A 19866-nucleotide genomic window follows, 5' to 3' on the forward strand; every position below is an offset into this window, starting at 1 on the left:
TATGCTACAATATGATTTTATCCCGCATTTTCTTGCAGCATTTTCACTTGTTCATCAGCCCATTCTTCGAAGGTATCGTCTGCAATGTTAGATTTAACATCTTTCATCAAGTGGATGTAGAAATGCAAATTGTGGATTGCCGCGAGCGTCCAGCCAAGCGGTTCTTTTTCCTTGAACAGATGGCGCAAATACGCACGGCTATAGTTACGGCAGCAATAGCAATCGCAGTTCGGGTCGAGCGGCAAATCGTGTTGGTGCGCAAATTTCGCGCCCTTGTAACGGAGCACGCCTCGGCTCGTATAAACTAATCCATCCTGTGCATTTTTCGCAGGCAAAATGCAGTCGCACATATCTACGCCACGTTTCACAAGCTCCAGCAAATTCCACGGCGTTCCTACACCCATCACATAGCGGGCGCGGTCCTCAGGCAATAAATTTGTACAAAAGTCCGCAATTTCATACATCGTCTCGACAGGCTCGCCAACCGAAAGCCCACCCATCGCATAACCATCTGGCTCAATTTCTTTGAGCGCTTCGATGGACTTCTGTCGCAATTCCTTGTGCATGCCGCCTTGCACAATTCCAAAGAAAAACTGCGGGTAGCCGTGGATTGGCGGATTTGCCAAAAGCCATTCCTTCGCCTCGCGCGTCCACTTGAGCGTAAGCGCAAGCGACTTTTCCGCCTCTTCAACAGTACTCGGGTACGGAGTACATTCGTCGAACGCCATAATGATATCCGCACCGATTTCACGTTGCGCATTCATCACGCTCGCCGGCGTGAACAAATGACGAGAACCGTCCAGCAAACTCTTGAACTGGACGCCCTCTTCGGTAATCTTTCGGAACTGTTTTAAGCTCCACACCTGGAATCCACCGCTGTCCGTAAGCATCGGCTTGTTCCAGCTCATGAACTTTTGCACACCACCCGCCTCTGCAATGAGCTTTGTACCCGGTCGCAAATAGAGGTGGTACGTATTCGCCAAGATGATTTCTGCATCAATTTCGCGGATATCACGGCTCGTAAGCCCCTTGACCGTCGCGGCAGTACCCACCGGCATAAAAACAGGTGTAGTCACATCGCCATGCGCCGTATGGATAACGCCAAGACGCGCCTTGGACTTTGCAGATTTCTTTAACAGTTCAAAAGGATTTTCGTTAAGCTTCACGACTTTTCGTACTTCGACTTTTTCGCGGGGTCAAATGGCGCACTGCGCTTTTCCCCGTATGTGTAGGCAAAACCTTCTGGCTTGCAGAAAGGGTATGCTCAATTTTGTTTTCGCCAAGAGGACGAAACTGTCCCGTTAAGAGATTGTGGTCAATGGCCATAGGAGCTCCTAATGTTTATGATGGTGATAGAAACAATATATTAAAAAATTTTAAAATTTCAAGAAAGCACCGCCACCAATCAAGGTTAATCATATACACAGGCCTTTTTGCACAAATGCTGTTGTCAACGCAAATTTGATTTAATATAATTGGGTGCGGTTACACAAAATTAAAGGATACACTATGAGAAACTCGCTCAAGATCGATGGTCAGGTCAAGACTTATCTCCACGAAGATGAACTTCCGAAGGCATGGTACAACGTCCGCGCCGACATGAAGAAGAAGCCCGCTCCGCTTCTGAACCCGGGAACCGGCAAGCCGGTGACTTTCGAAGACCTGCAGCCGGTTTTCTGCGATGAACTCATCAAGCAGGAACTTGATAACGATACCGCTTACATCGAAATTCCGGAAGACATCCGCACGTTCTACAAGATGTACCGTCCGTCTCCGCTCGTTCGCGCTTACTTCCTCGAACAGGCTCTCGGCACTCCGGCTCACATCTACTACAAGTTCGAAGGCAACAACACCTCGGGTTCTCACAAGCTCAACTCCGCCATCGCTCAGGCCTACTACGCTAAGAAGCAGGGCCTCAAGGGCGTGACGACCGAAACGGGTGCAGGCCAGTGGGGTACCGCCCTTTCGATGTCCAGTGCCTTCTTCGGACTGGACTGCCAGGTTTACATGGTGAAGGTTTCTTATGAACAGAAGCCGTTCCGCCGCGAAGTGATGCGCACCTACGGTGCATCCGTCACCCCGTCCCCGTCCATGACGACCGACATCGGCCGCAAGATCAACGCCGAATTCCCGGGCACCACGGGTAGCCTTGGCTGCGCTATTTCCGAAGCTGTGGAAGCCGCTGTGAAGCAGCCGGGTTACCGCTATGTTCTCGGTTCCGTGCTAAACCAGGTGCTCCTCCACCAGTCCGTCATCGGTCTCGAAACGAAGGCTGCACTCGACAAGATCGGCGTGAAGGCCGACCTCATCATCGGTTGCGCTGGCGGTGGTTCTAACCTCGGTGGTCTCGTGAGCCCGTTCATCGGCGAAAAGCTCCGTGGCGAAGCCGACTACGATATTCTCGCTGTGGAACCGGCAAGCTGCCCGAGCTTCACTCGCGGTAAGTACGCTTACGACTTCTGCGACACCGGTAAGGTCTGCCCGCTCGCCAAGATGTACACGCTCGGTTCTAGCTTCATCCCGTCTGCAAACCACGCTGGTGGCCTCCGCTACCACGGCATGAGCAGCATTCTCTCTGAACTTTACGATCAGGGACTCATGCGTGCAACGTCTGTCGAACAAACTAAGGTCTTCGAAGCCGCAAAGCTTTTCGCCCAGACCGAAGGTATCCTCCCGGCTCCGGAATCCAGCCACGCCATCCGCGCAACGATCGACGAAGCTCTCAAGTGCAAGGAAAGCGGTCAGGCCAAGAACATCGTATTCGGTCTCACCGGCACGGGTTACTTCGACATGGTTGCTTACCAGAAGTTCAACGACGGCGAAATGAGCGACTACATCCCGACGGATGAAGACATTGCCAAGAGCCTCGCCCAGCTTCCGAAGGTCGAAGGCTAATCACAAGTTGTCATTAAGCAGAAACGCCCAGCGGATTGCTGGGCGTTTTTCTGTTTCATAAAAGGCAAAAACAAAAACCGGGCGCTTTCGCGTCCGGCTTTTAAAAGCTAACCAAAGTTATTAGGCTTCTTCAGGATAGACAGAGACCTTCTGGCGCTTTGCATCGAGGCGTTCGAACTTCACAGTGCCATCAACGAGGGAGAACAAGGTAAAGTCCTTGCCCATACCGACATTGTTGCCCTTGTGGAAGTGAGAACCGCGCTGACGAACGATGATGTTGCCAGCCTTGACGGTTTCGCCCGCATACTTCTTAACACCAAGGTACTTGGCGTTACTGTCGCGGCCGTTACGTACTGAACCTTGACCTTTCTTATGTGCCATGGATTAAGCCTCCTTAGCCTTACGCAGAGAGTTCTTCTTGACCTTAGCCGGCTTCGGAAGTCCCTGAGCGATCTTTTCCTTGCGAGTGAGCGGCTTGTTCTGAACCTTCTGCTTAGCAAGGGCAGCCACGCGAGCGCGGTTGCGGGTAATAACTTGAGGGTCAACGACTGCAGATTCAGCGCCGGAGCGGAGTTCCGTGACGAGCACCTCGGTATAGCCCTGACGATGACCGTTACGACGTTCGTAACGGGTACGACGCTTCTTCTTGAACACGATAATCGTGTCTTCCTTGCCATGGGCGAGAACTTCGACCTTGACAGATGCGTCATTCAGGACAGGGGTGCCGACTTGCACTTCTTTTCCGGAGAAAAGAAGAACGGACTTGAGCTCCAGTTCAGAACCAACAGCTGCGTCGATCGTCGGGACCTTGTAGGCCTTGCCGAGTTCGACTTTATACTGGAAACCACCTGTTTCAACAATAGAATACATTTTTGTAATCCTTTTTAGGTTGCTATTGGAGTCCCAAATTTAGTAATAAAGCACAAAAAATCAAAGGGGATTAAGGGTAAAAATGAGGAAAATTGGCTAAAAAAGCAAGAATTCATAGACAAAAAGGCAATAACAGCCGTTTTATTTTCACAAAAAGCGTCAAACCGGGCACTCCAGTTCAAAATCATCAGCACTTTTTAAGTTTTTCGCCTCACCCACCCCGTCCAAACGCACGCGCAACTTTTTCAAAAAAAGCACGCATGTGCAACCAAAAAGTTCGCACGTCCCCACCGTATATAATGAACATAAATTCAGAATCATTTTCATTACTATTTTATTACAAACAAAGAAACAAAACTTTATATGATACTAAGATGATACAAATTAATACATTTATCCAAAAGCATCTTACTTTTTGACCAATTTATTTTCGCAATACTACAAAAATAAAAGTTTCGTGTAAGTTAATTCCTTTAATTTATTTTTATCATTTACGCCCGCTAACACAAAGTTAGTTTAAACAAAACAAACAAAATAACCTTTACACATAAGGAGGATGCATGAAACATCTATCTATGTTTCTAATGTCATGCTTAGCAATTTCAACAAACGCTGCAACATACAACGCTCAAGGCAAAGCAATCAATAGCAAAGACGCCCAAAATCCAGGCATCGTAGTATACGAAAAAACAAAAGTTATAAACCAAAATAAAAAAACAAATCACAACATCTTAGCAAAAACAAATTCAAACGACAGAGTTACAAAATCATACGCAATCTACAATTCAGACGAAAGCATTTATTACATGGATGGATACAAGAAATCGTTCAAAGCCTTTTTCGACACCTATGTGAATCCACGTGAAGAACGAGACGCCCCGAGAAACAATTACCAGCCACTCAACCTATCAAACAACGCAGCACGATACAGAAGCAATAACGGCGACGAATGCAAAGTAGTCGCAGGAACTCTACCAACTAACAAACATTTCTACAAGCAAAACGATCGTCAAATGCTTTTAGATTACGTGACGGGAACATCTTTCGGCGTAAGCATCTACGACAATTACGACAAAACTAGTTTTACCTGCAATTCCACAGGAAACCACCTACACCTAAGCTTATGTTTGGGAAGTCTAGGTTCGGGAATCAACATCTACAATGTTGTCGGCGACAAAAAAATAGACATAACAAAGCAAAGTTGCAAAAATGAAACCCAATCCAATCAATACGCTCTACGCGACTACAAATTAGGAATAGACCATTTTTTTGCAGACAAGCTCGTGTCTGCAATCGCACCTTACGCCACAAGGTACACAATTGATGAGGGTGATGCAAGAAAACAAGGTAAATTTGCAGCACATCCTCAGAATCCATACACGCTCGACATGCATATAGGCAACACAATCGCCACATCATCAAAGAACGTCGTCACCTATAACGAAGAATCGGCTTATTTGGACGATTACATATACAATAATCGCGTGATTGAATTCGTTCCTTACACAGAAAACGGAACAAAAACCGGAGCTGGCATCGCAATGAACGCAATAAGTGTAGGCGGAATTGAGCAAATCTACTATGAAAATGGCACACAAAAAGGTCTTTTCGTAAACAAAGTTAACGTACCCCGTTTACCATACGCAGCAGGTTACGCAAAACCTGAAATATACCACTTGGGCAACATGTATTTCAAATACGACAAACAAGTTATCGAATATGGTCCCCAAAACGCTCTTGCACAACACGTTAGAGGTTATTCAGACAACTGGGGAGCATCATCTCTTGCTGCAGCCATGACGGCAGTCCTTCTTTCAAAACAACCATTCTATAAATGGCATCCAGAAGTAGTGAAAGCACTTTGGCTTACAGCCTATAGTGAAGAGCTACCCAATTTGTACTACAACAGTAATAAAGTACTCGTCCAAGGAAAGCATATATCAACTATACAGGAATTGATGTCAAAAAACGTATCTCGTTATTGGTACGGAAACAACGATGATTTCTTCAAAAACGAAACAGAGACTTTCGTCGCTAGCGTAGAACCAGGAAAGAAATACGCCGCAGCAATCGCATGGCTAGTACGTGGAGACTACGCTTTGAACGAATCAGAAGTATCATCAAATTATACTTTAACGATAAAAGATAGTAAGACGGGAAAAATACTGAACACACCTGAAAATTCCGTTGCAACCTATCGATTTGCGGAACTTATCATTCCTGCTGGAGTTACACAACTTAAATTTGAAATCAAACGTATCAAAAACACCGGAGACAGAATCATCCTCGGATTCAACTTGCATAAAGTTTCAAGCAATTAAAAAACACCCTGCATAGGGACACAGATTTTCAAATATTTATTTGACTATCGAATAGAATCTCAGAGTCGTTCTTTATAGAACGGCTCTTTTTTCATCGCAAGCAAATCACAAACAAGATAAACAACTTTTAAACCAAATCGGGAATGATTTCACAAAAGAATTTTATTGCGACAGGGGTTTTAGGGGCGGAGCCCTTAGGCGAAGGGGTGATGGAGGGTTCGACAGGCTCACCAACCTTTTCTATGGCATTGCCTGTCAAAACAGAAATCAGGGGAAGGCTTTCCCCTTCAAGTGGGCTAATAACAGGAGATTCCCGATCAAGTCGGAAATGACAGCATCGTGTTTTTACTATCTTTACTTCGGAATTTTATAAAGGATCCCCTAATGAGCAAAATTATCAGCCTTGATGGCGATTGGCAGATGATCTGGGACACGGAAGACACCGGCATCTCCAATCGTTGGTATGCAACGTATCCTGAAAAAACACAGACTGTTAGCGTTCCCCACATCTGGGAAAGAGCTTTTGACAAGCTTTTGATGGCCCAGGACTGCGCATTCTATTTCAAGAGATTCACGATTGACGACGAAAAGCAGGTCACAAAGCGCATTTTCCTCCGCTTTGAAAAGATCGCAACACACGCCACCATCTGGCTTAACGGTAAACTTTTGGGCGACCACTTTGGCGCTTACACGTCCTTTGTCATTGAAACTCAGAAGGCAATCAAGCTCGGCGAAGAAAACATTCTCTGCATCCGCGTTGCAAACATGGGTGCAACGAACAGCCGCATCGACTTCGGTCGCGAAAGCAAGGAAGGCGCAAACGACCGCTACGCCCACCCGGGAGAAATGCCGGTTGGCCTCCCCTGGTCGCAGTATCCGTATGGCGGTATCTGCGGTCACGTGGACTTGATTCTCGGCAACGCCGCATTCATTTCTGACATTCACGTCGAACCGGACATGGACCAGGAACGCGTTTCTGTCGAAGCATTCTTCAACAACCCGCGTGGTTACCAGTCCCGCCTCCGCATCCTCATGAAGAACCCGAACGGCGACGTTTACGAATTCTTCAAGGACATCAAGCTCGAAAAGGAAAACGCCACGCAAAAGTTCTTGCTTGGCATCAAGGACTGGAAGAAGGACAAGTGCGTCTGGAGTCCGGAACGTCCGAACCTGTTTGCCATCGAAATGCAGCTCGAAATCAAGGGCGCCAAGGGCAAGGCTCCGGAATACACCTTCCCTGTCGTGAAGACTTTCGGCTTCCGCAAGTTCGACTGCCTCAAGGGTGACTACTACATCAACGACTCCATCGTGAAGCTCATGGGCGTGAGCTACAACCAGCAGTGGAGCGAAGGCGGCCTCTGGACAGACCAGAACCCGGCTCTCGAAAAGGACTTGAACGCCGTGAAGGCAGCAGGCTTCAACGTCATCCGTTCTTGCGGCGCTCCGCTCAGCAGCACGGCTCTCGACATCTGCGACAAGATTGGTTTGTTTGTGTTCCAGGAATTCCCGATCCACACGATGCGTTCTACCGCACAGGGTCTCGAAATCACGAAGAAGCTCATCAACGACATGGTGCGTGACCAGCACAACCATCCGTGCATCGCCGCCTGGATTCTCGGTTCCGAAAACGGAACATTCATGCTCCAGAACGGTAACAAGCTCTTGAACGCCATTAGCCCGATCGACACCTGCCGCCCGGCTATCAGCAACTTCAACAGTATCTACCTCGACAACGAAGCAAACTTCCACAAGGATACGGGTAAGATTATCCCGGTTTCCATCGACCGTATTTCGCAGTACGCCACGATGCGCGTGAACCCGCGTTTAAACCCGAGTGCCGCTTACACGCACTACCTCGCCCACATGCTGGACAAGGAAGACGAAGAACTCATGGTGCCGGATACGGGTCTTGGAGACAGCCACTTCCAGGATGAAGAAGAACCGATTTTGAACGATATCGAAAACAAGGTTTTGGTGACGCTCAAGAACAATACGCTCTTCCCGAAGCGCGCAACCACCATCGCCGGTCCTCGCAGCATCAAGAGCCAGAAGGCGATCAAGAACGAATTCAAGTCTGTGGAAACGTTCGTCGACGATAGCAAGCTCTCCATTTGGCCGAACTTTGAATCGTTCAACGCCGATGTTTACCGCATCGCCCTCAAGAGCAAGTACGACCAGATTACGGCATTCCAGAGCAACCCGCAGATTTCTGGTTTCTTCCTCGACCAGTGGGCCGACAACGGCACCGACTTTAGCGGCCTTAACGACGAAAACAGAAAGTCCAAGGGCGTCCAGAATTTTGCTCGTGAAATCACGACTCCGAGCCGCGTGCTCATCAGCGAACTTGAACACGTTGCCACACCGCAGAGCGAAGTCAGCTTCCAGCTCACGCTTTTGAACAACAGCCGTTTGGAAGATGTGGAAATCGAAGTTTCGCTCCTCGACGCTAAGGACAAAGTCCTCAACACGCAGAAGGTCATGCCGGAAGAACCTGCCGAAAAGAAGACTCTTACGCAGCTTGGCATTTGCACGTTGATGGCTCCGCGCGCTACCGGTTTGTACAAGATTAAGCTCACGCTCAAGGATTGCGGCAAGGAAATCCATTCTAGCTACGAAGACTTGATCGTGATTGAACAGGCCGACGTGAAGGACGCCATGAGCAAGGTTTGCTTCTTGGATAACTATGACGAATCGAGCGATGTGCTCGCCGCTCTCGACGGTTCCGAACAAATTATCTTCACTGCAAACTTGAGTTCTTGGCCAGATGAAATCTTGGAAAAGATTATCGATGTCACGAAGAACGGTGGCAAGACTTTGTTGCTCTCCGATATGACGACTGAAGATATCGACCTCTTGAACCAGAGCCACAACTTCGAAAACAAGATCGAAGCCCACTGGACAACGGGTGCAAACGAATTCAGCTTGCACTACTTGCCGAAGGATTCTCCGCTCCTCGCTGTGTTCGGTGGCAACGGCGTTCTCGACCACAACTCTGCATCGGCTATGCCGGGCATTTCGTTGAACGAGCTCGCTGGCGCTAAGGTCTATGCACGTTCCGTGACGCTCAAGGATGGCGAAATCAAGACGGGTGTGGACCTGCAGCTCGTGCCGTTTGGCAAGGGTCAGATCATGTTCAACCAGTTCAGCGTGATTGAAGGCTTGGAAACGAACGCCCTTTCGGATGCTCTGTTCACGGCAATCGTGAACTTGCTGTAATCCAGAATCGGCATAGTTCAAACGCAATTACAAGAGTCCCGCCCTGGTGCGGGACTTTTTCGTTTTCTATATTTGCTCTTATGACACAGAATAACGTTAATTTGGAAAAATACTCTGACGAGCTCGCCAACAACGCAAAGAACGCGAGCAAGAAAATTCGTACATTGAGCGCTGAAAAGCGCGCAGCCGTGCTCGCACGTGTTGCAGAAATCCTCCGTGCAAAGAAGCCGGAAATTCTCGCCGCCAACAAGATTGACCTCGAAGCAGCCGCCGGCAAGCTCGACGATTCCAAGATGGATCGCCTGACTTTGAACGATGCCCGCATCGAATCCATGGCCAAGGGTGCCGAAGAAATCGCCGCATTTACCGACCCGCTTGGCCGCGTTCTTGAATCTCGTGAACTCAAGAACGGCATCAAGATTAGCCGTGTCGCTGTGCCGATAGGTTCTGTGTTCTTTATTTTTGAAAGCCGCCCGAACGTGACGATTGACGGCGCTTGCCTTTGCTTTAAGGCGGGCAATGCCGTGATTCTCCGTGGCGGCAAGGAATCGCTAAACTCTGCTAAGTGCCTCGCCGGAATTTTCCACCAGGCTCTTGAAGAAAACGGCGTCGACAAGGATGCCGTGCAGCTCGTGACCGAAACGAGCCATGACCTCGTGGGCATGCTCTTGCAGCGTAACGATTGCCTCGACCTCGTGATTCCCCGCGGTGGCGAACGCTTGATCCGCGCCGTCGTAGAACAGAGCAAGATTCCTGTCATCAAGCACTTCAACGGCATCTGCCATGTGTACGTGGACAAGTCCGCCGACATGGAAAAGGCAGTGAACATTCTCATCAACGCCAAGACGCAGCGCACGTGTGTGTGCAACGCCATGGAATGCGTGATTATCGACCGCCACATTGATGATGCAAACGTCAAGAAGCTCATTGATTGCCTCGCCGATCGCGGTGTGGAACTCTTTGGCAACAAGGATGCCCAATCGCACGACAGCCGCATCAAGGACATCGGCGATGATAGCAACTACCATCACGAATACCTCGCCCTCAAGGCAAGCGTCAAGTTCGTCGATAACGTCGAAGAAGCCTGCGACCACATCGAAAAGAACAGCAGCCGCCACACAGAAGCCGTTGTTGCAGAAGATGCAAGCGTTCAGGACTACTTTGTCGCAAATGTCGATAGCAGCAGCGTCATGGTGAATGCCAGCACACGCTTTGCAGACGGTGGCGAATACGGTCTCGGTGCTGAAGTGGGCATTTCTACGGACAAGCTCCATGCACGCGGCCCCATGGGCGTCGAAAGCCTCTGCAGCTACAAGTGGATTCTCCGTGGCAACGGACAGGTTCGCGGATAATTAGACGAAAGAACGGCGCTTCGCGCCTACAGACGAGAGACGAAAGATGAAGTTTGAAGACTTAATCAAAGAAGTAAAGTTCGAAGTGGAATTCGGTGGCGTGAAGCTCGCACCGGCAATCGTTCAGGACGCCGACAAGGGCGATGTGCTGATGATGGCATGGATGAACGAAGAAGCACTCCGCCGCACGCACGAATGTGGCGAAATGGTGTTCTGGAGCCGTAGCCGCAAGGAATACTGGCACAAAGGCGACACCAGCGGAAACGTGATGACGGTCGTCGAATGGGCCGCCGACTGCGACTCCGACGCACTGCTTTTCAAGGTGCGAATGAAGGGACCGCAGGTCGCTTGCCACACAGGCGCTCGCAGCTGCTTCTTTAAAACATGCGATAAGTAAAAATTCAGCTCGGCCAAAAGCCGAGCTTTTTTGTTACCAGTCTTATTACCAGTCCCCGATGCCCACACCTAGAGCGAACGTATGCCGGACAGTTCCAAGTTTTTTATTGTTCCCGACGCCTTCCTGCTTAAAGGAACCAAACTGGGCCATATACTTAAAGCGCAAAAAGCAGGAAACGGTCAAGTAACTGAATGCATTTTTCGGCGTTGTTGACCAGAATCGATAATCAATATTTGTTCCCAAAGCAAATTCATCCGAAGCATCTGCATGGGCAACACTTTCAAAACTTGTCCTTGAATAACCTAAAAACGGTTCAACACGAATATACCGGGAATCAAATGCGGTAAAGCCCAAATTCAAGCCATACGTAACATCTTCCTCGCTTACATCATCAGAATCGTTTTTAAAATCAGGCTTTAAATAAGTAATCATCCCATAGGAATAGTAGCCGTTCAAGCTAAATCTCCAAGAACGGAGAGACAATTCAATCATGAATGATGTCCCCATCTTATTATTCAAATAATCCGTTGCATCACCACTCAACGTACCCATCCATTTGTACACGTACAAATTGCTCCCGCCCGTATAATATTTATGTGCAAACGGATCCTTGCGATAAAGGCGATGTCTATCCATTATTTTTTGAACAAACGGAATAATCTGATCCTTCAAATAAGAACTATGGACTGAAGAAGGATAATTTTGAACAAAATTTTGAGCAGTCAATAAAAAATCTTCGGCGCAAGTGGTATCCTTGATAAAATAGATATAGCGCACAGAATCCGAGGAATTAGAGAGTTTGGTTTTATAGCCTAGGAGAATTTCGGAATAAAGCAAAGTCTTGTACAAATCTTTAGATTCCTGCTTAATGTCCGAAGAATCTACGCGGGCAATCAGCGAATCCGCAATAGGCTTGTCAAAAGGCGAAAGATGTCTGTACAAATAGAGATTTAAGCCATCATTTTCCCTAAGGCGCAAATCAAATTTCTTCGTGTATGCAGAATCTAGAAACGCACGCCTGCCATCCGTATAAATCGCGATTGCATTTTCGAAACGCTTGAGTTCCATATCCACTAGATATTCCTCAAACAATTCCAGCGGAGCGCCTGCACTCACGTTTTCCCTAAGGTAATCAAAAGCGGTCGCAGCGCGTTCATAATCTTCGTTTTTCAAGGATTCATGCAGCACTTCGCGAGCACGCAAGAACAGAGACTTCTTGGAAACCATCTGCGATTCTTGCGCCCAAAGACTAGCCGATGCAAGGCAAAGAAATATCAAGACGAACAAAGAACGCATTTTCACCATTTACCAGAGTTCCGCACCAATACCAAAAGCAAAAGTATGTCTAACGGCGCTAAAGTCCTTGCCGTTGTTACAGCATTTTTCTTCAACAGAACCAATATGCATCATGTACTTAAAGCGCAACAAGAACGAATGCGCATAAGCCCCCACAGACGATGGCTGAGCCGCATAAAAACGGAAGTCGACATTATTGCCCAACATAAATTCAGGAACAAGCGTTGTACTTGCAAGATGATCATATCTCAGGCTAGACACACCGACAAAAGGTTCTACTCGCAAATATTTCGAATCGTAAGCAACAAACCCAAGACTTGCGCCAACCGCCCACGTTCCTTCACGTCCATAGATATTTATACCCCCCGAAGACATCTCCTTTACATCAACATCGCACTTTTTAAAATTATATCCGGTAATATAACCAAACGACCAGAACAAGCTCAAATCAAAGCGCTTCACACGGAAATCCAAGCCAAGCATAATGGGCGTATCCGATTCGTAATTCAGATAATCGCTCCCCTCGCCTGTCATAAAGCCAAAGCCCATGTACATATAAAATCCAAATCCACCCGTATAGTACTTTTGTCCCAAAGGATCCTGTTTGAACTGTTTTTGCTCTTCCAAATACTTTTGGACCGGGCCAATAAACAAATCCTTCAAATACGCGGCATGATCCGAATAAGGATACTCCTCAACATACTTTTTGATCAAAGCGAGGAATTCCTCAAGAGAAGACAAATCTTCATTATAGTTCAAAACAACAACGTCGTCCCCTTCACCCACCGTAGAAGCGTGAGCAGCAACAAAGTCCAAATAAATGAGGGTCTTGTGCAAAAGTTTGTACTCTTGCCTTTCATCCGAAGCATCTATGCGCACACATAATGAATCAACAAATCGCTTATCCATTTTATTCGTTTGTATCAGATAACGATTCAACAAATCTTCAACTTCAACACGGCTTACAGCAGGGCGCGTGTAGTTTTTATCAAAGATATCCCGGTGAATGTCTCCGTAGAAAACAAGAGCATCCTCAAATCGGCCCAATTCAAGATTCACCAAATACTCTTCCATTTCCGAAAGCGGAGCACCATTCTCCACATTCGTTTTCAAGTAGTCCAACGCTTCACCGGCACGTTCGTAGTCTCGGCACTCCAAAGACTTTCGAAGAACATCTCGAGCACGGTCATACAGTTCTTTTTTGGATGGCTGAGAGAAAGCCACGACACTAAGCAAAAGCAATGAAAGTAGAATTCGCATTTTCATAATTTACCACAAATAAATTCCAAGTCCAAGATTGAAGAAAAAGCTAGTCGTTTCGCCCTTAACATACTTATGATCAAAATCAATATTTGAAAAACCAAGTTTGCCTACAAGAGAAAAACTGGAGAAAGCATGATCGGCATAAAAGAGGAAAGCCGTAATGAACTTGAAATCCACATTCACAGCAGCAGTAAAAGTCATCGGGCCAGAATCATTGCCATAAGCCACCCATTCGTCATCTTTCGGGCGCATTTCCATAAACGATTTACCCCAAGCGATATAGGGGCGCACCTTAAGATAACGGCTGTCAAACGCCACAAAGCCAAGCCCGACCTCATAAGTATGGCTACCCGTCATTCCATTATTGACGAGTTCACCCAAAATGGCAAAGCGCTTTATTTGAGCATAGATTTCAATGTTTATAGGTAAATTTTCGACTTCAAAGCGTTCCCTGTTGTAAAAGTTCTTGGAACCAGAAGCTCCACCCAATGAGATAAAGAGAGCGTTCAAGCCAAAGCCGCCAGAATAGAGTTTTTCCTGAATGATATTCTCTTTTTGCTCCTTACGCCTTTGCAACATGAATTCCACAGGATCCATCCTTGAAAGAGGCAAGTAAATGCAATTCTTTATCCACGGAACATCAGGATCATTCGAATAGTCAGCAATAAGCGATTCCGCCAAATGCAAAACAATCGTTCCATACTTTTCGCTCTTGTACGCTTCAGGGAGCAAGAGCAACATTTTGAGCTTATCGCGTTTGCGCTTCGGAAGCTTTTTCAGGACTTCTTCATTCAATGAATAAAATTCATTTTTGAATTCAGTGCGTTCACGCAATCTCTGTTGAAGATATATTTCCAATCCGTCTTGAGATGCAAACACGACATTCTGTTCGTAACGGGACGTATCATAAACACCACGATAAAATTCTACTAAATAATCAAGCAGCTTATCGTACTTTTGGATTTCAATATAAATCACTTCCTTTTCAATAGAACTCAACGGAATGACCATGCGATTTTCCATTGTCGAGAGTGTATCCATAAGTTTCAAGACTTGGGAATAATCCTTTTCCTTCAATGATTCAAGAAGGTTATCACGAGCTCTGTAAATCGGCTCCATATCTGAAGATTCTGCCATCAGGCTCTGTTCAAATTTGTCTAGGCTTGGTTGTTCAGATTCGGCCGAATTTTCGGCAGAACCGTTGAGCATCAGACTCTTTTCAAATTCGTCAAAATTTTTATTTATTGATGGCTGTGCAAACGAGGCTATAGAGCAAAGCAATATCAAAAGGAAGAATGGTTTCATTTGTGAGCCTATTCCGGAAGATAGTACAGGTCAACAACAGACGCGGTAGAGCCATAATACTCGCCTGTCTTTTTCACAAAAACAAAGTTTGCACCTTGTTTCCTGGCTACGCTTTTAAAAACTTCCTCGTTACCAAAAGCACTTCCTGTCAACAGAAGCGTATTCACATGTTCTGCTTTTTCAGGAATTATCGGGAGCAAAGATGCCGGTATAATGGCAACTTCAACAGATTCATCAAGCGGCGCTCGTCGCAAGGATTGCTGAGTCCCATTTTGATTTGAACCTGCACATCCCGCAAAAGACAATGCGAGCAATGCAATAGAAATTTTCTGCCCAACCAATCTCATTTATCATCCTTCTCAAATTTATCAAGATAAATATACAAATTCACATCAGTCGGCAAGACAAACTCATTAAAAATTCAGTTCAAACAAACACAAACAACGTTTATTATTATCTATTGGAATCGGCCATGTATACATCGTTCCATTGATATGTATTCGATTTGAAAGATTTACTTAGCGAAGAGCCGTCAACAAGAGTTATGTCGCTTGATTTAGCCCTTTCTTTAGCATCTACTCCAAATTCACTATTGGTAAAAACAACAGGCTTAAAAACCTTTCCCGAATATTTTTCCTTGTAGACATTTGCGCCAACAGCCACTTCGCCCAAAGCTTCAACACCGACTTTGTTACGAGAATGTTTGCACTGAATAGCCAAATTGTCTTTGGAACCAAAAGCAAGCACATCGACGCCCTTATCACCACTGCGCGGAGTAACAACAGTCTTATACCCTAATGCAGCATAGAAAACAGCCACAAACGCTTCGAACAGATATTCATTCATATCATCAATATCCTCGAGAGCAACATAGGATTGGTCGTCCGCCATGGTCGTACCAAAAAGTTTTCCATCAAGTTCCTTCTGAACCACTTCAATACGATCGGTAGGATACAATGATGCAGACGCAAGGTGCGTTTTATTTTGTAGAAGAGCATCCAGCACAACATCAAACGAATCAAAGTTATCACACACAGCCATTGGGAAATGAACATAGACGTCCTTGGTCTGCCCAATACGATAAACACGATCTGTCGCTTGCATTTCCTTCGCAGGATTCCAATGACGGGAATAATGAATCACATGGTTTGCACCCACCACATTCAAGCCGACACCAGCAGCAAGTTGCGACATAATGATAACGTTGAAGCCGCTTTTTTCCTGGAAAATATCAACCGTTTTTTGGCGCGAGACTTTATTGCCCCTGTCAGATGTCGATGTATCGCCGTTGATGACACTCGCCTCGATTCCAAACTTTTGGAGCAAAATACGCTGGAACATCCGTTGCATATCGCGACGGTCCGTGAAGATAATCACCTTTTCGTTTTTCGCCCGAATATCTTCAAGAATCCGCATCGTTGCAGACAACTTTGCAGAACTACGAATCAAGTCATCTACAGAAAGGTGGTCTACATCCTTAAAATCCAAATACGGATGGTCACTGATTTTTCTCAAGCTCTGAATGCGTTCAAACGGATGGGCGTGAGTCTTTATTCCCAAGTTAATTGCGGCAACATAGCGGCTGTATTGTTCAGAAGGCATGGGAACTTTGTGATACTCCACATGTTTTTCGGGCAAGTCCTTACTCACTTCAGACTTAATGCGGCGAAGGAAGTAGCCACCCAATTCATGCCTCAACTTGTTTCCCAACATGGCGATATCGGTTTCAGCATCTTTGAGCGGGTCTTGGTACTTTCGGGCAAATTCCTTAGCGTTTCCAAGCAATCCCGGTACTGCAAAATCCATAATGCACCACAAATCCATGTAGGTATTTTCAACAGGAGTACCCGTCATTGAAATGCGCAAATCGCTTTTCAATGCTTTCGCTGCATTCGTCACCATAGCACCAGGGGCCTTCACTTTTTGCGCTTCGTCCAACACAATTACCGCAAAATCAATCGCAGCAAGAGTAAACTGTCCACGGCGCATAGCCTCATACCCCACAACCATGATATGCTTATAGGCATGAAATGCAACAAAGCCCTTATTTTCATTAGGAATGCGCTCTACAATTTCAATATTCATTCCTTCTTTAAAGAATCGCTTGTATTCACGAACCCAGTTTTCAAGCAAAGACACCGGAGCAACAATGAGATACGGTTTATTCGCAGCATTATTAAATCGAGAATGCCAATCGAGCATGTAAAGCACTTGAAGGGTTTTTCCAAGCCCCATATCATCGGCCAAAAGCCCGCCTTTTGCATTTTTAGCCAAATTCTGCAACCACGCAATACCTTCAACCTGATGGTCTTTTAGCTTGAATTCTTTTTGAAGATAAGGATTTTCTTCCAACGTAAGATGCTTTGGCAAATAATTCTGTTCCTTGGTGACATCGTAACCAGTCACTTCCAGATTTTCTTCAATCAGAAGCACTTCGTGCTGTTTCTTTTTCTCTTCAATAGAATTCGGGCCTGTCGCGGTAACAGCTTCTTTTTTACGAAGCTGTTCTTTAGCAAACTTTTCCATTTTCTCGGCTTCACCGATGGAAATATTCGCGCCCTTGTATTCGCAATATGGTTTATTTTCTCGCTTTGCCGTAGCTATAGCTTCGCTAAATTCAGCGAGTTCCGTTGCATTCTTTATGGCGATTTTCGTTGTACCATTCGTACGGTCTTCAACTTCGAAAGAAGGAATCCACTGCGATTTATAAGGCGTAATAAACGGATAGACTTTCGGTTCATACAAGCCCTTTCCTATCACTCGGTCGCTATAAAAAGCAGACAAATCAGTCACTTCGGGATCAAAGAATTCTTCCGGATGTTCTACAATGGCCTTGATTTCTTCTGGATTTTTGACTTTGCGTTTTTGCTTGACTTTCTTGAGCGATTCCTGAACCGGAGTATCCAAGACAACAATAGTCTTCTGTACCCCTTTTGCCATCGGATAATGGTCATGGACTTCCGAACTGCCATCAAACTTTTTAACAAATTCATCATTTGATGAATCATCAATGGAGGGAGTAATTTCAAGTTCACCATTGTTATAAGAAATGTCAAGCCGAACATTCTTTGGCAAAACGACATTTCTGTTATTTAAAGTTTCGTCAAGCGCCGAAGCAGATTCTTTAGACAGCTCCTTGATTTCGGCAAAGCTCTTGTAAGACTCCAATTTACTTTTAGACTGCAATCCATTAAATTCAGCCAACGCTTTTACAAGGCGATATTGTTCTAGAGTCAGCAGATATTCAATCTGTTCACCTTTGACTATCAACGAAACGACAGGTCCTTTCTGCTCTTTTTTAGGAAGTTCATCGCCACACGGAGCAAAAGACTTGTAAGAGACCTCATAGGTGAATGCGGGCGTAAAGGGAATTCCCTGATGGGAAACAAGAATTTCAAACGGATAGAGTGGCGGAAGCCCCACAATTTCGCGTTCAAATTCATTTAGCTCATAGACATTTTCAAAGGGAACATCTATACCGCCATCCGCAAGTAGCGTGGCAAAACCATTATCCGTCAACGTCTTCAAAAAAGGAGCGTTGGTATTATCAAAGACAAAACTTGTTTCCGTAATTTTGATACTATCTAACATATCGTTTCATCCACATAAGAAGAGGATATTCCCAGTTACTCGATTTATGGACCATTCTGCAACTGTAAGCGTAAGAAGTATCCATATTCGGAAGATAAGGCTTTTTCAAATCATTTACCGAATATATGCGATTAGCACCCAGGAGTTGGTCCACATTTTCATCATTTCGGTAGATGTACAAGGCATTTCCCTTTTCCGAAAATTCAATAAACTTGTACGAACCAATGGTCATTACAAACGCATACGCACTGGTCTGCGACGCAGTAACCTTAAAGCAGTAATCCAAGGAATCCTTCAACGATTCAATTCGCGACAAGCGCCTCTTGCCATCTGCGGGTCCAATGACTTTAACATCCGAAATAGTCTTAGTCAACTGTAACCAAAATTCTTTACGCCGCGGGTCAACGATCAACGTTTGGAAAATTTCGTTGATATATTCTTGAATCAGCCAAAAATTCACGATTTGCCGTGCATTTTCAACTTTTTTCTGCAACTCGGAATCTCTCTTATCAAATAGAGTCCATTTGCCTTTATCGGCCGGATGACCAATCCGACGCAATGCCATAGACTGTAATTTCAATTGATCGCGTTTTACCGAGCGTTCTTCACAACCCCTTATAAAATCAGAAAGAACAATCATGCTCGTATCAGAGTTGCCATGTTCTTCAAGCACGTTATCAAGAGACTGCGGAATCCCTTTCCCGACATCCGCTGTATAGAAAGTACGAATGACTTTCTGGAAATATTCTGAATGGATCATATCCTTGGGAAAGTCGATAACTGACTTAAAATCCAAAGGAGATTCATAACCCATTCTCAAATTTTTCCCAAGATTTACAGCACCATTTAATACTCTCGTGTTCCCCGCTTTAAAATAATCCAGTTTTTCTTTCCACTCGTTGTAACGGGATTGAGGACCTTTATAAGCTTTCAACTTTTTCAGAAAAAGATCATGCATTGGAGCAATTTCATCCGATACACTATTCCATTTGTTAAGGCAAACTCTCATCAAAGGAGCCAAATAGCGATCACCCCAGCCAGTATTAATTATCGTTGCAATTTTTTCATAAGTCACGGGTCCACCGACAATATCCCCCGCAAAATAGCACATCAGACGGCGTTCCCGAATAGAGAATGGATCCTGTTCTGGGGTATTACGAAAATACGCTACAATTTTACGCCTTATCGCAAGAACCGCACTTTCTGAAATCTCAGTTTCTTCGACAACATCAAGTTTTGCAACAAGCGCCTCCATTTTTTGAAGGTGCTCATTCAAGAGAACTTCTAACTTAGCAGGAAAAACATTCTTCGCTCTTTTTACAAAAGCTTTCTTGTCGAAATCAGGGAGATTGATCATCAG

At 45.6% G+C, this 19866-nt stretch carries 14 protein-coding genes; 5 read left to right on the forward strand and 9 right to left on the reverse strand.

Translation table 11 applies throughout. The annotated features are described in order from the left end of the window. Positions 1-17 precede the first annotated feature (17 nt). On the reverse strand, positions 18-1166 hold the full coding sequence (gene tgt / locus FSU_RS01475; protein WP_014545142.1) for a tRNA guanosine(34) transglycosylase Tgt: 1149 nt from the start codon (positions 1164-1166) through the stop codon (positions 18-20). Positions 1167-1509: 343 nt separating this feature from the next. Here tgt and FSU_RS01480 point away from each other — a divergent pair, with 343 nt between their 5' ends. Next, a complete protein-coding gene (locus FSU_RS01480) occupies positions 1510-2895 on the forward strand; it encodes a TrpB-like pyridoxal phosphate-dependent enzyme (RefSeq protein ID WP_014545144.1) in 1386 nt (461 codons plus the stop codon). 120 nt (positions 2896-3015) lie between these two features. On the opposite strand, the gene rpmA is transcribed toward FSU_RS01480, so the two are convergent. Then, positions 3016-3276 carry a 50S ribosomal protein L27 gene (gene rpmA / locus FSU_RS01485; protein ID WP_014545145.1) on the reverse strand — a complete coding sequence of 87 codons (261 nt, stop codon included), beginning with the start codon at positions 3274-3276 and terminating at the stop codon, positions 3016-3018. Between the two features lie 3 nt (positions 3277-3279). Then, complete coding sequence (gene rplU / locus FSU_RS01490; RefSeq protein WP_014545146.1) at positions 3280-3765, reverse strand: 50S ribosomal protein L21; 486 nt, start codon at positions 3763-3765, stop codon at positions 3280-3282. A 560-nt stretch (positions 3766-4325) separates the two neighbouring features. On the opposite strand from rplU, the gene FSU_RS01495 reads away from it, so the two are divergent. From FSU_RS01495 to hisI, 4 genes are all read left to right on the forward strand, one after another. Continuing rightward, positions 4326-6086 carry a hypothetical protein gene (locus tag FSU_RS01495; RefSeq protein ID WP_014545147.1) on the forward strand — a complete coding sequence of 587 codons (1761 nt, stop codon included), beginning with the start codon at positions 4326-4328 and terminating at the stop codon, positions 6084-6086. A 384-nt stretch (positions 6087-6470) separates the two neighbouring features. Then, complete coding sequence (locus FSU_RS01500; protein WP_014545148.1) at positions 6471-9302, forward strand: glycoside hydrolase family 2 protein; 2832 nt, start codon at positions 6471-6473, stop codon at positions 9300-9302. An 80-nt stretch (positions 9303-9382) separates the two neighbouring features. Continuing rightward, on the forward strand, positions 9383-10654 hold the full coding sequence (locus FSU_RS01505; RefSeq protein ID WP_014545149.1) for a glutamate-5-semialdehyde dehydrogenase: 1272 nt from the start codon (positions 9383-9385) through the stop codon (positions 10652-10654). A 46-nt stretch (positions 10655-10700) separates the two neighbouring features. Continuing rightward, positions 10701-11051 carry a phosphoribosyl-AMP cyclohydrolase gene (hisI, locus tag FSU_RS01510; protein WP_014545150.1) on the forward strand — a complete coding sequence of 117 codons (351 nt, stop codon included), beginning with the start codon at positions 10701-10703 and terminating at the stop codon, positions 11049-11051. A 45-nt stretch (positions 11052-11096) separates the two neighbouring features. On the opposite strand, the gene FSU_RS01515 is transcribed toward hisI, so the two are convergent. The 6 genes from FSU_RS01515 to FSU_RS01540 form a co-directional block, all read right to left on the reverse strand. Continuing rightward, positions 11097-12347 carry a hypothetical protein gene (locus FSU_RS01515; RefSeq protein ID WP_244263689.1) on the reverse strand — a complete coding sequence of 417 codons (1251 nt, stop codon included), beginning with the start codon at positions 12345-12347 and terminating at the stop codon, positions 11097-11099. 9 nt (positions 12348-12356) lie between these two features. Beyond that, complete coding sequence (locus FSU_RS01520; RefSeq protein WP_014545152.1) at positions 12357-13613, reverse strand: hypothetical protein; 1257 nt, start codon at positions 13611-13613, stop codon at positions 12357-12359. Positions 13614-13616: 3 nt separating this feature from the next. Further along, positions 13617-14915, reverse strand: a complete 1299-nt coding sequence (locus FSU_RS01525) for a hypothetical protein (protein WP_014545153.1) — start codon at positions 14913-14915, stop codon at positions 13617-13619. An 8-nt stretch (positions 14916-14923) separates the two neighbouring features. Beyond that, complete coding sequence (locus FSU_RS01530) at positions 14924-15262, reverse strand: hypothetical protein (RefSeq protein ID WP_014545154.1); 339 nt, start codon at positions 15260-15262, stop codon at positions 14924-14926. Between the two features lie 106 nt (positions 15263-15368). Beyond that, a complete protein-coding gene (locus FSU_RS01535; protein ID WP_014545155.1) occupies positions 15369-18506 on the reverse strand; it encodes an SNF2-related protein in 3138 nt (1045 codons plus the stop codon). Continuing rightward, complete coding sequence (locus tag FSU_RS01540) at positions 18496-19863, reverse strand: EH signature domain-containing protein (RefSeq protein ID WP_014545156.1); 1368 nt, start codon at positions 19861-19863, stop codon at positions 18496-18498. The genes FSU_RS01535 and FSU_RS01540 overlap by 11 nt, the downstream gene beginning before the upstream one ends. Positions 19864-19866: the final 3 nt, after the last annotated feature.

Origin of the sequence: Fibrobacter succinogenes subsp. succinogenes S85, from assembly GCF_000146505.1 — a bacterium.
GTDB lineage: Bacteria > Fibrobacterota > Fibrobacteria > Fibrobacterales > Fibrobacteraceae > Fibrobacter > Fibrobacter succinogenes.